This is a genomic window from Dyella ginsengisoli, from assembly GCF_044904665.1.
In the GTDB taxonomy this organism is placed as follows: Bacteria; Pseudomonadota; Gammaproteobacteria; order Xanthomonadales; family Rhodanobacteraceae; genus Dyella_A; species Dyella_A ginsengisoli.
The window spans coordinates 114,276-126,349 of record NZ_JADIKM010000002.1 but is presented as its reverse complement, the minus strand read 5'-3'; the positions used below and the strand labels follow the sequence as shown (position 1 = coordinate 126,349).

At 69.4% G+C, this 12,074-nt stretch carries 13 protein-coding genes; all 13 read left to right on the top strand.

The window, feature by feature from the left end:
* Positions 1-76 precede the first annotated feature (76 nt).
* The 13 genes from fliD to ISP17_RS07495 all read left to right on the top strand — a co-directional run bounded on the left by fliD (position 77) and on the right by ISP17_RS07495 (position 12,060).
* Entirely contained in the window at positions 77-1,471 is a 1,395-nt protein-coding gene (gene fliD, locus ISP17_RS07555) for a flagellar filament capping protein FliD (protein ID WP_404631699.1), read from the top strand.
* Positions 1,472-1,485: 14 nt separating this feature from the next.
* Entirely contained in the window at positions 1,486-1,911 is a 426-nt protein-coding gene (gene fliS / locus ISP17_RS07550) for a flagellar export chaperone FliS (protein WP_404631697.1), read from the top strand.
* Complete coding sequence (locus ISP17_RS07545) at positions 1,911-2,213, top strand: hypothetical protein (protein WP_404631695.1); 303 nt, start codon at positions 1,911-1,913, stop codon at positions 2,211-2,213. Before fliS ends, ISP17_RS07545 begins: the two co-directional genes overlap by 1 nt.
* A 56-nt stretch (positions 2,214-2,269) precedes the next feature.
* The gene (locus tag ISP17_RS07540; protein ID WP_404631693.1) at positions 2,270-2,824 is read left to right on the top strand and encodes a PilZ domain-containing protein; all 555 of its coding nucleotides are present in this window, start codon (positions 2,270-2,272) and stop codon (positions 2,822-2,824) included.
* A 418-nt stretch (positions 2,825-3,242) separates the two neighbouring features.
* A complete protein-coding gene (locus ISP17_RS07535) occupies positions 3,243-4,655 on the top strand; it encodes a sigma-54 interaction domain-containing protein (protein WP_404631691.1) in 1,413 nt (470 codons plus the stop codon).
* A gap of 152 nt (positions 4,656-4,807) precedes the next feature.
* A complete protein-coding gene (gene fliE / locus ISP17_RS07530) occupies positions 4,808-5,152 on the top strand; it encodes a flagellar hook-basal body complex protein FliE (RefSeq protein ID WP_404631689.1) in 345 nt (114 codons plus the stop codon).
* 41 nt (positions 5,153-5,193) lie between these two features.
* Positions 5,194-6,903: a flagellar basal-body MS-ring/collar protein FliF gene (gene fliF / locus ISP17_RS07525; RefSeq protein WP_404631687.1), complete on the top strand. Its 1,710-nt coding sequence runs from the start codon at positions 5,194-5,196 to the stop codon at positions 6,901-6,903.
* Positions 6,896-7,900, top strand: coding sequence for a flagellar motor switch protein FliG (gene fliG / locus ISP17_RS07520; protein WP_404631685.1), 1,005 nt, complete (start codon positions 6,896-6,898; stop codon positions 7,898-7,900). The genes fliF and fliG overlap by 8 nt, the downstream gene beginning before the upstream one ends.
* Positions 7,900-8,538 carry a FliH/SctL family protein gene (locus ISP17_RS07515; RefSeq protein ID WP_404631683.1) on the top strand — a complete coding sequence of 213 codons (639 nt, stop codon included), beginning with the start codon at positions 7,900-7,902 and terminating at the stop codon, positions 8,536-8,538. The genes fliG and ISP17_RS07515 overlap by 1 nt, the downstream gene beginning before the upstream one ends.
* The gene (locus ISP17_RS07510) at positions 8,535-8,972 is read left to right on the top strand and encodes a hypothetical protein (RefSeq protein ID WP_404631681.1); all 438 of its coding nucleotides are present in this window, start codon (positions 8,535-8,537) and stop codon (positions 8,970-8,972) included. Before ISP17_RS07515 ends, ISP17_RS07510 begins: the two co-directional genes overlap by 4 nt.
* Positions 8,969-10,333 (top strand): flagellar protein export ATPase FliI, encoded by a 1,365-nt coding sequence (gene fliI / locus ISP17_RS07505; protein ID WP_404631679.1) that lies wholly within the window; start codon positions 8,969-8,971, stop codon positions 10,331-10,333. The genes ISP17_RS07510 and fliI overlap by 4 nt, the downstream gene beginning before the upstream one ends.
* Positions 10,330-10,767 (top strand): flagellar export protein FliJ, encoded by a 438-nt coding sequence (gene fliJ / locus ISP17_RS07500; protein ID WP_404631677.1) that lies wholly within the window; start codon positions 10,330-10,332, stop codon positions 10,765-10,767. The genes fliI and fliJ overlap by 4 nt, the downstream gene beginning before the upstream one ends.
* A gap of 93 nt (positions 10,768-10,860) precedes the next feature.
* On the top strand, positions 10,861-12,060 hold the full coding sequence (locus ISP17_RS07495) for a flagellar hook-length control protein FliK (RefSeq protein ID WP_404631675.1): 1,200 nt from the start codon (positions 10,861-10,863) through the stop codon (positions 12,058-12,060).
* The last annotated feature ends 14 nt before the right edge of the window (positions 12,061-12,074 follow it).

Genomic DNA, 12,074 nt, shown 5'->3' with positions numbered 1-12,074 from the left:
AGTGGCGAGGTTCTTGCAATCCGCCTGCAGCGCCCCGTTTTGCACGAGGCGCGTCAAGAAAACCACGGGAGCCGGCATGGCTATCAACAGCGTCAGCACCAGCAGCAGCCCAGGCAGCGGAGTCCTCAGTTCGGCCGGCATCGGCTCGGGCCTGGACGTCAACTCGATCGTCACGGCGCTGGTCAATGCCAAGAAATCCGGACCCCAGGCGCAGATCACCAGCAAGGCCACGCAGACCAATGCGCTGCTCACCGGCCTGGCCTCGCTCAGCTCGGCGTTGTCCTCGCTGCAGTCGTCGCTGTCCAAGCTGACCCAGACCAGCACCTTTGCCAGCTTCAGCGCCACGCTGGCGGACAGCGCCATCGGCACCACCAGCACGCTGTCCAGCGCCCAGCCGGGCAGCTACGCGCTGGTGGTGGGCAACCTGGCCACCGCGCAGAAGCGCGGCAGCGACGCCTACGCCAGCACCACTGCGATCGGCGCCGGCAACCTCACGTTGACGGTCGGTGCAAACAGTTCCACCGTGGCTATTTCGGCGACCGATACCGTGGCCGACATCGCCGCCAAGATCAACGCGGCATCGGGCAACCCGGGTGTCAGCGCCACCGTGGTCAACGGCACCAGCGGCGCGCAGCTGCTGCTCAGTTCCACCAAGACCGGTGTGGCGAACGGTTTCAGCATCAGCGCAGACGTCACCAGCAGCGCCGGTTTGACCACGCTGGCCAACAAACTCAATACCGCCGGTGCCACCGAGGCGAAGGACGCCCAGTTGAGCCTGGATGGCATTGCCATCACCAGCGCAACCAACAGCGTCAGCGGCGCCATCGACGGCGTCACGATCAATCTGGCGGCCGCCGGCAGCACCACGCTTACCGTGTCGCGCGACAACAGCGTGGCGACCAAGGCCGTGCAGGACTTCGTCTCCGCTTACAACAGCTACACCGCCACGGTGGGCACGCTGTCCAGTTACGACAAGGCATCGGGGCAGGGCGGCATCCTGCTGGGCGATACCACGCTCAATTCGGTGCAGCGGGCGATCGGCAGCGTGCTGAGCGGTAAGGTTGCCGGCAACAGCATCGGTTCCCTCGCCGCATTGGGCATCACGCGCTCGGCCGACGGCACGCTGGCGGTGGACAGCACCAAGCTCACGTCCGCGCTCGACAGCAATCCCTCCGTCGTGCAGGACCTGTTCGCTGGCCCCAACGGTTACGCCAATCGGCTCAACACCGCGCTGGACGGCTTCACCGCGTCTGGTGGGGTGATCTCCACGCGCCAGCAGAGCCTCACCGACAGCCTGAGCAAGCTCAACACCCAGCAGAGCCAGCTGGATGCGCGCATGAGCGTGTACGAGAAGCAGCTGCGCGACCAGTACACGCAGCTGGACACCCTGATGTCCTCGCTCAACAACACCAGCAGCTACCTCACCGGTGCGCTGGCCCAGCTCGAAGCCACCTACACCCGAAAGAACTGATTCCGGAGCGCCCCATGACCTACGGACCCCTGCGCCAAGCCAGCGCCCTCTACCAGCAGAACAGCGTCGCTGGCGTCGAAAGCGCCGATGCGCACCAGCTGGTGAGCCTGCTGCTCGATGGCGCGATGGATCGCATCGCCCAGGCCCGTGGGCATCTGCAGCACGGGAACGTGGCGGCCAAGGGCAGCTGCATCTCCAAGGCGGTGGCGATCATCGGTGCCTTGCGCGACAGCCTGGACCACGCCGTCGATCCCGCCTTCAGCCAGCGGCTGGAGTCGCTGTACGAATACGTGACCCGGCGCCTGCTCTACGCCCAGCTGCATGACAACGTTCCTGCGCTGGACGAGGCGTCCCGCCTGCTCGCGCCGGTGCGTGAAGGCTGGCAGGGCATCCGGGCGAGCTACCTGGCCGCGGCCGGCGAGCTGGTCAAGAGCGCGTAATGAACGAGGCGCCGCATCCCGATCTGCAGCGTGCGCTCGTCCTGAGTGCAGACATGCTGCAGGCTGGCCGACGCGGCGACTGGGCCGGCGCCACCGCGTTGCAGGCCGAGTGCGACCACCTGTTGCGGCAGGCGCCGATCAACGCGGCCGGGCTGATGGCACTGCGCCAGCTCCAACTGGACCAGCGCACCCTGCTGGACCTGGCGGTGCAGGCACGCACCATGGTGAGCGAGCACCTGGCGCGCCATCATGTGAACCACCGCGCGGTGAGCGCCTACCTCGACGCGGCCGATCCCGGCTGACGCTCGCCGTCCGCTGTCGTTGGACCACGCCGCGACCGCTACAGGAACCCCCGTCAATGACCGACGACCTCTGGCTTGCCTTCTCCGAGCGCGTTTGCGTGGACGACCGCCTGCGCGTGGCCGTGCTGCCGCGCGATGTCGCCTCGACGCCGCTGGCCCGGCTGGCCGAGCGCAACGCGTCGACGCTGGCCAGCATCGCCGCGATCGAGGAACGCCGCGCCGACGGCGCCGACGAGGACAGTCCGGTACTGCAGGAGCTGGCCCGGCTCGACGCCAAGCTCAACGCGCTGGTGGAGATCGTCAACCGCCTACTGCTGCCGGCCGATACGCTGCCCGAGCGCGTGGCGGTGCGCTTCAACGTGGTCGGCGCGCTGTTGCCCGGCATGCTGTTGACTGGGGCTGAAGGGCAGGCGATCTGCCTGCGCATCCACCTCGATGCCTGTCCGAGCTTGCCGCTGGAGTTGCCGGCGCGGGTATCGCGTCGGCTCGATGACGGCCTGGCTTTCGTGGTCTTCGAACCGCTCGGCGAGGCGGTGGGCGATGCGATCGAGCGATTCGTTTTTCGCCATCACCGACGCAAAGTGGCCGAGGCGCGTCAGTCGCTGACCTGACGTTTTCGACGGGCTTGGTCACAGTGTGATGGCCGTCACGCAAACGGTTTCACCGGTGACGATTTCAAACGTGATACGGCTCACGTTTTGGAGCGTCGCCGCGCAAATTCGTTGACGGGCCAAATTGTCGACGTGACCGCGTGCGTCACTGTCCCTGGGACATCTTCACGCGTTGAAATCCTTGCGCGACATTCACTTGCGTGACGAACCCGAGGACGTGCCCCGGCGCAAGAAGTCGGGGTGACGCGCAGCGGCGCTTCAGGTGACGTTTATCCGGCGTGCCGTTGGCCCGCCGTGGCCTTCTTCTTGCTCCCTCTCTCGACGTGGACCGACGGCAAACCGTCGCGGTCCGAAAAACACAGCGGCTCCCCCACCCAACCGCTGCGTCCCACCGAGTCAGTACGAGAGGCGTTGCACGATGGACAAGACGGATTTCCTGGTCATTGAGTCGAACCCCACCCGGGCCGACTCGGTCATCTCGGCGCTGCAGTTCCTGGGTTTCAATCCGCAGCATGCCGGCCGTATCGACCAGGCTCCGTCCGACGGGGCGTTGCGCGGCATCTACATTGGTGACGTCAGCGACGAGTCGGCCGCCGAGCGCCAGCTCGACAGCCTCGGTGAGGCGCTCGCCCACCTGCCGCTGCTGCTCGCCGAGGATTCGCCGTGGGCCTCGCGAATGCTCGGTGCCAGTTCGCCGTTCTACGGCCGGGTCGGCGTGATCGGTTTTCCGCTGCGCTACGAGCAGTTCGCCGAGGCGATGCGCTGCGCCAGTGCGCGCAGCTCCGGCGCGCGCCGCGGCGAGCAGCGCTTTGTGGGTGAATCGCGTGCCATGGGCCGCGTCAACGCGCTGATCCGCCAGGTGGCCCCGTTCGACTCCAGCGTGCTGGTGCTCGGTGAGTCCGGCACCGGCAAGGAGATGGTCGCCCGCACCATTCACGACTGCTCGCCGCGCAAGGACAAGCCGTTCATCGCGATCAACTGCGGCGCGATTCCGGCCGAGCTGCTGGAAAGCGAACTGTTCGGCCACGAGAAGGGTGCCTTCACCGGCGCGATCAGTGCCCGCAAGGGCCGCTTCGAGATGGCCGAGGGTGGCACGCTGTTCCTCGACGAGATCGGCGACATGAGCCTGCCGATGCAGGTGAAGCTGCTGCGCGTGCTGCAGGAACGCATGTACGAGCGCGTCGGCGGCAACAAGACGCTTCGCTGCGACGTGCGCATCATCGCCGCCACCCATCGCAACCTGGAGCAGGCGATTGCCGACGGCCGCTTCCGCGAAGATCTGTTCTATCGCCTGAGCGTGTTCCCGCTGGAGCTGCCGTCGCTGCGCGAGCGGCTGGAAGACCTGCCGGTGCTGATCAACGAATTCAACCAGCGCCTGGAGCGTCGCGGCGTGGGTTCGGTGCGCTTCTCGCCCAGTGCGCTGCAGACCCTGCGCGGCTATCCGTGGCCGGGCAACGTGCGCGAGCTGTGCAACCTGGTCGAGCGCCTCGCCATCCTCTATCCGCATGCCGAAGTGCGTGCCGGCGAGCTGCCCGAGCGCTATCGCGGTGCTGCGCCCGCCGAGGAGCCCAGCAGCAGCCAGCTGCTGACGATGATGGATACGGTGGTGACCGACCAGAAGGCCGTTGCCGGCAACGACGCGACGCTGCTGCCCGAGGGCGGTATCGACCTGAAGGATCACCTCGCCGATATCGAGGTCGGGCTGATCCGCCAGGCGCTCGACGTCACCGGCGGCGTGGTGGCGCACGCCGCCAAGCTGCTGCACATGCAGCGCACCACGCTGGTGGAAAAGCTGCGCAAGTACGGGCTGCAGAACGGGCTGGCGGCCTGAGGCATTGGGTTGTCGGGCTTCAAGCCCCTCCCGCAGGCGCTCGATCCAGGGCTCTTGTGGGAGCGACTTCAGTCGCGACGATCCGGCCCCGGCTGATGGCACACATCCTGCAGTAACACCCTCGGAAACCCGTCACGCGTTGGAAAACCGTCATGACCACGATCGACGTCAACAGCCTGCTCAGCCAGATGCGCCAGATGTCCGCCCAGGTGCGCTCGCCCGAGGTGGCGTTCTCTTCCACGGCGTTGCCCGCGACCACCCCGACGAACGGCGCCAGTCCGTTCGGTGCGCTGCTGAAGCAGTCGATCGCCGCGGTCGGTGACAGCCAGGCCACGGCCGGGCGCATGGCGGCGGCGTTCGAGCGGGGCGACCAGGGCGCGGATCTGGCCCGCACGATGGTGGCGATCCAGAAGGCCGACCTCTCGCTCAACGCGATGACGCAGGTACGCAACAAGCTCGTCGATGCCTACAAAGACATCATGAACATGCCGGTCTGACGACTGCTTTTTCCTTCGCCCATCGATAACGAGCAACTCTCATGGCAGACGGCGGCATGACCCCCACCGAACCGAAGGTCGACAGCGAGCGCCCCGGCGCACGCCTCGATCTTCGCGATATCGCGCGCAGCCCGGCCTCGCGGCAGTTGATGCTGCTGGTGGGCGTGGCGCTGGCGGTGGCGATGGGCGTGGCGGTGGTGCTGTGGTCGCGCGGTCCCAACTACGGCATGTTGTATGCCGGGCTGGATCAGAAAGACGCCGCCGCGATCACCCAGGCGCTGCAGGCGAGCAACACCCCCTACACGCTGGCCGGCGACGGCACCACCATCATGGCGCCGCAGGCCGACCTGGCCGCGATCCGCCTGCGCCTGGCCGGGCAGGGCCTGCCGCAGGGCAGCGCCAACAGCACCGTGCTGCCGGCGGCCGACTCGCCGTTCGGCATGAGCGACATGGCCGAGCGCACGCGCTACCAGCAGATGCTGGAGACCGATCTGGGCAACACCATCGGTGCGCTGCAGTCGGTGCGCTCGGCGCGCGTGCATCTGGCGCTGCCCAAGCCGTCCGCCTTCATCCGCGACAACCGCCAGGCCAGCGCCTCGGTGCTGGTCACGCTGTTCCCCGGTCGGCAGCTCGATGCCAGTCAGGTGGCGGCGATCGTGCACCTGGTGTCGTCCAGCGTGCCCGAGCTCGATGCCAAGCAGGTGTCGGTGGTCGACCAGCAGGGCCAGCTGCTCACCGGCGACGCGCCCGACAGCGCCGCGGCCGTGGGCGACACCCGCCTGCGCCTGGCCACGCGCATCGAGAACACCTACGCCGAGCGCATCGAGGAGCTGCTCACGCCCCTGGTCGGTGCCGGCAAGGTGCGCGCGCAGGTGTACGCCGATCTCGACTTCAGCCAGACCGAGAAGGCCACCGAAACCTACGATCACGATCACCCGGCGCTGCGCAGCGAGCAGACCAGCTCCGAGCAGCGCACCGATGGCGCTGCCGGCAATGGCGCCGTGCCTGGCGCCCTGAGCAACCAGCCGCCGAACACCCCGGCCCAGCCCACTGCGGCCAATCCGCAGGCCGGCGCGGCGCCGAACGCGGGCGCCAATGCCGCCAACACGACCACCGCCACGCCCAGCGATACCTCTTCCAGCGCCACCCGCAACTACGAGCTGGACCGCACCATCAGCCACGTCAGCGACCCGGCCGGACGGCTGTCGCGGATCAGCGTGGCGGTGGTGGTCGACAACAAGCTCGTCGGCAGCGGCAAGGACGCCAAGAGCGTGCCGTTCACCCAGCAGGAACTCGACCATCTCACCGAGCTGGCCAAGAACGCGGTGGGCTTCAACGCCGCGCGCGGTGACACCGTGAGCGTGGTGAACCAGCCGTTCCACCACGACACGGTCGCCGACGACGACAGCGCGCCCGCCACGCCGTTCTGGCAGCGCCCGGGCATGCTCGACCTGATCAAGCAGGGCGGCGGCATCCTGGTGGCGCTGGTGGTGGCCTTCGGACTGCTGCGTCCATTGCTCAAGGGGCTCAGCCGCGGCCCGGCCCGTGCGAGCGCTCCGATGGCGAACGCGTTGCCGTCGCCGATGCCGAAAGTTTCCGTGCGCGTGGACGATATCCCCGAGGACGAGCCCGCCCGCATCGGGCAGGCGATTGCCTACGAGCAGAAGATCAACATGGCCAGGCGTCTGGTGAGCGAAAACCCCAAGCAAGTCGCGCAGGTCGTGCGCAACTGGGTGGGCGACAATGGCTGAGCAGGTTTCCGAGGGCGCACGCAACGCTGCGATCCTCCTGCTCACCCTGGGTGAGCAGGACGCTGCCGAGGTGCTAAAGCATCTCTCCGCCCGCGACGTGCAGGCGGTGGGCTCGGCGATGGCCGGCCTCACCAGCGTCACGCGCGACCAGGTGGAGCAGGTGCTCAACCGCCTCAACGAGGATGTCGGCCGCCAAACCGCGCTGGGCGTCGGCACCGAGGAGTACATCCGCAAGATCCTCACCAACGCGCTGGGCGAGAGCAAGGCGGGCGGCCTGATCGACCGCATCCTGCTCGGCCGCTCCAGCAAGGGTCTGGAGTCGCTCAAGTGGATGGAGAGCCGCGCGATCGCCGAGCTCATCAACCTGGAGCATCCGCAGATCATCGCGCTGGTGCTGGCCCATCTCGAACCGGACCAGGCCGCCGAAGTGCTCGGCTACCTGCCGCCACGCGTGCGCTCCGATGCGGTGATGCGCATCGCCACGCTGGACGGTGTGCAGCCGCACGCGCTGAACGAGCTGGACGAAATCATGGAGCGCCAGTTCTCCGGCAACTCCACCAAGCTCAAGTCCGCCAACGTGGGTGGCCTGAAGGCCGCCGCGGACATCCTCAACGCGATGGAGACCAGTCGCGAGGCCGAGCTGATGGCGGCCATCCGCAGCCAGGACGCCGGCCTCGGCGGCAAGATCGAAGAGCTGATGTTCGTCTTCGACGACCTCGCCGCCATCGACGACCGCAGCATGCAGACGCTGCTGCGCGAAGTGCCTTCTGCGCGCCTCACCGTGGCGCTCAAGGGCGCCGAGCCGGCGATGCGCGAGAAGATCTTCGCCAACATGTCCAAGCGCGCCGCCGACATGCTGCGCGACGACCTCGAGGTGGCCGGCCCCGTGCGCGTGAGCGAAGTCGATGCCGCGCAGAAGGAAGTGCTGATGATCGCGCGCCGGCTGGCCGATGCCGGCCAGCTCACCCTGGGCGGTAGCGGAGACGACTTCGTCTGATGGCCGCGCAGATCCTCCGTGATTCGTTTGCCGGTGCCGAGCGCTGGGAGCTGCCGCAGGTGCAAGACGCCGCGCGCAGCGAACCGGTCAACGACCTGCCGGCGCCGCCCACCGTGTCCGAGCTGGAGGCGCTGGAGCGCCAGGCGCGCGACGAGGGCTACGCGGCCGGTCGCGCCGAAGGCCTGGCCGATGCCGCGCGCGAGCGTCGGGCTGTGGTGGCGCGGCTCGAGTCGCTGCTGGAATCGGCCGCCCGTCCGCTGGCTGCGCTGGATGACGCCACCGAGCAGGAGCTGGCGCGGCTGGCCGTGGTGATCGCCCGCCGCGTGCTGGCGCATGAACTGGCCACCTCGCCCGAGCTGATCGTGCAGGCCGTGCAGCAGGCGGCGCGCGCGCTGCCCTCGGCGACGCGCGAACTGCGCGTGCGCGTGCACCCGGACGATCTGGCCCTGCTGCGCGAGCACGCGGTGGCCGAGGAGCACTGGCAGCTGCTGCCCGACCCCGCGCTGGCGCGCGGCGACTGCCTGCTGGAAAGCGAACGCTCCCGCCTGGACGCGCGCGTGGACACCCGGCTGGCTGCGGTGGTCGATGCGGTGCTCGGCGTGGACGAAGACGATGGCGACGAGGAGATCACCGCATGAACGCGAAGCGGACCTGCGCGCAGGTGATCGACCTGGCTTCGCATCCGGCCATGCGCGCACGCGCGGCCCGATCGGTGTCCGCTGCGGTTGCGCCGGACCTCGCACAGCGCGAGGCCGACGACGTGGCGATCCGCATAGCCGCCCGCATCGCGCGCCGTCGCGCACGCGTCGAGCCCGATGCGCGGGATGTGCGCGTGCTGCACTTCCGCCCCTGGTTTCCCCTGTTCCGGCTGTGGCGCCGCTGGCGCCTCGGCCTACCCCTTTCGCGCCGCTGGTGTGCCCTCGCGAAGCTGCCGTCCCCGCCATCCTCCCCCGGCGGCGTGGTCTGCCAGCTCAAGCGATCCCCCCGTCCCGCGGGCGTGCACCAGTGGCGCGATTTCTTTGCCGTGATGACCCGCCGCGCCCGGCGCGACGACCGGGCTTCGACGCGGTGAGCGCCGACCCGCTCACCCTGCGCAGCGAACGCTGGCGCGAGCAGCTCGCCCGCCGCGGCCGTCGCGCCGAGGCGTCGCATCCGCTCACCGTGGAAGGCAGGCTGCGTCGCGTGGTCGGCCTCACGCTGGAAGCCGAGGGCTGCGAGGCCGCGCTGGGTTCGCGCTGCCTGGTCGACGCCGCCGACGGCGAGCAGCTGGATACCGAAGTGGTCGGCTTCGCCGACGAGCGCCTGCTGTTGATGCCGGTGGGCGAGATGCACGGCGTGCTGCCGAACGCCCGCGTGCGCCCCTGCGCCCGCGCCGGCGGCCTGCCGGTAGGGCAGGGCCTGCTGGGTCGGGTTATCGGCGCCGACGGCCTGCCGCTGGATGGCCTGGGCCCGCTGGATTCCGACGAGCACGCCGCGCTCAAGGGCGAGCCGATCAACCCGATGGCGCGCAAGCCGATCGACACCCCGCTCGATACCGGCGTGCGCGCAATCAACGCGCTGCTCACCGTGGGCCGCGGCCAGCGCCTTGGCCTGTTCGCGGGCTCCGGCGTGGGCAAGTCGACCCTGCTCGGCATGATGACCAAATACACCGACGCCGACGTGGTCGTGGTCGGACTGATCGGCGAGCGCGGCCGTGAGGTGAAGGAGTTCGTCGAGCACACGCTGGGCGAGGAAGGACGTCGCCGCGCGGTGATCGTCGCCGCGCCCGCCGACGCGCCGCCGCTCAAGCGCCTGCGCGGTGCGCAGTACGCCACCGCGATCGCCGAGTGGTTCCGCGACCGCGGCCTGCGCGTGCTGCTGCTGATGGATTCGCTCACTCGCTACGCCCAGGCACAGCGCGAGATCGCGCTGGCGATCGGCGAGCCGCCGGCGACCAAGGGCTACCCGCCGTCGGTGTTCGCGATGCTGCCGGCGCTGGTGGAGCGCGCCGGCAACGACGCCGAAGGGCGCGGCTCGATCACCGCGTTCTACACCGTGCTCACCGAGGGCGACGACTACCGCCACGATCCGATCGCCGACGCCGCGCGCGCCATTCTCGACGGCCACATAGTGCTCTCGCGCGACCTGGCCGAGGCCGGACATTACCCGGCGATCGACATCGAGGCGTCGATCAGCCGCGTGATGCCAGCGGTGGCGAAGCGCGAGCATCTGCGCGCCGCCCAGCGCTTCCGCCAGGTGTATTCGGCGTATCGCCAGCAACGCGACCTGATCGCGGTGGGCGCCTACCAGAAAGGTTCCGACCCGCAGGTCGATCACGCCATCGCCATGTGGCCGCGCCTGCGCGCGTTCCTGCAGCAGGAGGTGGACGAGCCGATGACGTTGGCCCAGGGCATCGACGCACTGCGCGCGCTCACCGGCGAAGGCGACGCATGAGTTCGCGCGCCGACCGCCTGCAGCCGGCCGTCGACCAGGCACACAAGCGCCGTGACGAGGCCATGCAGAAGCTCGCCGAGCAGCAGCAGCGCGTGGCGCGCGCCGAACACCAGCTCGACGAGCTCAAGCGCTATCGCCGGGATTACGCCGAGGGGCAGGGCGACGGCATGAGCGTCAGCGCGCTGCTCAACCGGCAGCAGTTCATCGAGCGCATCGACCGCGCCATCGAGCAGCAGCAGCTCGACGTGCAGCGCCAGCAGCGCCAGCTCGACCAGGTACGCGGCCACTGGCGCGATGCCCACGCGCGCGAGCAGGCGCTGGACAGCGTGGTCAGCAATTACCGCGAGCTGGAGCGCAAGGCGGAAGACCGCCGCGAGCAGTCCGATGTCGACGAGCGCATGCAGCATCGCCGTCCGCCCGGCCCGGGCCGGTAGCGTGCAACGCCACCCTCGCACCGAGCGCTTGGCGCGAACCTTGCTGCAACTACCGCACAGCCCACCGGCCGACGATTTTCCGACGAGGTTCCCATGCCCGCCACCGCCACTCTCTCCGTGACTCCGACCGTCGTCTCCACCGCGCCCGCACCCGCCGAGCCGCGCGGGCCGACCGACGCCGGACGTGCCTTCGACAGTCATCTGGATGCCGCGCGGCAGCAGCAGGGCGGCGATACGTCCGCTGCCGATGCCGCGCCCGCCGGTGCCGCCAGCGCGGATCAGGCGACGGCCAACGATGCTCACGCCGATCGCCGGCGCAGCGATGCCGACGCCGACGCATCGCCGGCACCGCCGTCCGACGGATTGCCCGGCGCCGTGCTCGTGCCGGCCGCATCGGTCGCATCGGTCGATACCGGGCAGCCGGTGCCAGGCACCGATGCAACTACATCGACCTCCAAGGACGAGCCCACGCCCGATGCGATCTCCGTGGCCGGCGCCATGCTCGCCCTGCTGGGTCAGGCCATGCCGGCCAACGCGTCCGCCGCCACGGGCGGCGCGGCCAAAGTATTGGCGGCCAGCGTGCTCAAGGCTTCGGCAGGCCAGCCTGCGCTCGGCCGTCTGACGGCTCCGTCCGACACGCTCGCCACCCTCACGGATGCCGGCGCCGCTGCCGGCAACGATGCGGTCGCCGTGGTGCCATCGGGCAACGCATCGACCGCCGGCACCGCGGCGCTGGCCGACCTGTTCGCCGCCGGCGGCAGCAAGGCCGCGATGCACAAGGGCGCGGACGGCCCGGGCGTGCGGGATCTCGCCACGCTGCTCGGCGCCACGCCGCAGACCACGGCCAACACCGGCGTGATGCCACCGCACGCGCTGCACATCGCCAGCCCGGCCGGCAGTCCGGCGTTCGCGCAGGAGCTGGGCCAGCAGGTGGCGTGGCTGGGCAACCAGGACATCAAGCAGGCGAAGATCCGTCTGCATCCGGACGAGCTAGGTCAGGTCGACGTGAGCGTGCGCGTGCAGCACGGCGGGCAGGTCGACGTGACCTTCGCCGCCCAGCATCCCGCCGCCGTGCACGCGCTGCAGCAGACTCTGCCGCAGCTGGACGCGCTGCTGGCGCAGCACGGGCTGTCGCTGGGTCAGGCGCAGGTGGGTCAGCAGTCGTCGGGTGGCGACGGGTCGCGCAACGGCACCTCGTCGTTCGGCAGTGAAGGCGTCGACGCCGGTGGCGACGAACCGATCGCTGCGCCGGTCGCGGTGAGTGCGCTGGGCCTGCTCGATACGTTCGCCTGAGCGATTGAGAAAAA

Bases quoted from the DNA above. Each gene is read 5' to 3' on its own strand.
- fliD (WP_404631699.1), top strand. From the start codon at position 77: ATGGCTATCAACAGCGTCAGCACCAGCAGCAGCCCAGGCAGCGGAGTC.
- fliS (WP_404631697.1), top strand. From the start codon at position 1,486: ATGACCTACGGACCCCTGCGCCAAGCCAGCGCCCTCTACCAGCAGAAC.
- ISP17_RS07545 (WP_404631695.1), top strand. From the start codon at position 1,911: ATGAACGAGGCGCCGCATCCCGATCTGCAGCGTGCGCTCGTCCTGAGT.
- ISP17_RS07540 (WP_404631693.1), top strand. From the start codon at position 2,270: ATGACCGACGACCTCTGGCTTGCCTTCTCCGAGCGCGTTTGCGTGGAC.
- ISP17_RS07535 (WP_404631691.1), top strand. From the start codon at position 3,243: ATGGACAAGACGGATTTCCTGGTCATTGAGTCGAACCCCACCCGGGCC.
- fliE (WP_404631689.1), top strand. From the start codon at position 4,808: ATGACCACGATCGACGTCAACAGCCTGCTCAGCCAGATGCGCCAGATG.
- fliF (WP_404631687.1), top strand. From the start codon at position 5,194: ATGGCAGACGGCGGCATGACCCCCACCGAACCGAAGGTCGACAGCGAG.
- fliG (WP_404631685.1), top strand. From the start codon at position 6,896: ATGGCTGAGCAGGTTTCCGAGGGCGCACGCAACGCTGCGATCCTCCTG.
- ISP17_RS07515 (WP_404631683.1), top strand. From the start codon at position 7,900: ATGGCCGCGCAGATCCTCCGTGATTCGTTTGCCGGTGCCGAGCGCTGG.
- ISP17_RS07510 (WP_404631681.1), top strand. From the start codon at position 8,535: ATGAACGCGAAGCGGACCTGCGCGCAGGTGATCGACCTGGCTTCGCAT.
- fliJ (WP_404631677.1), top strand. From the start codon at position 10,330: ATGAGTTCGCGCGCCGACCGCCTGCAGCCGGCCGTCGACCAGGCACAC.
- ISP17_RS07495 (WP_404631675.1), top strand. From the start codon at position 10,861: ATGCCCGCCACCGCCACTCTCTCCGTGACTCCGACCGTCGTCTCCACC.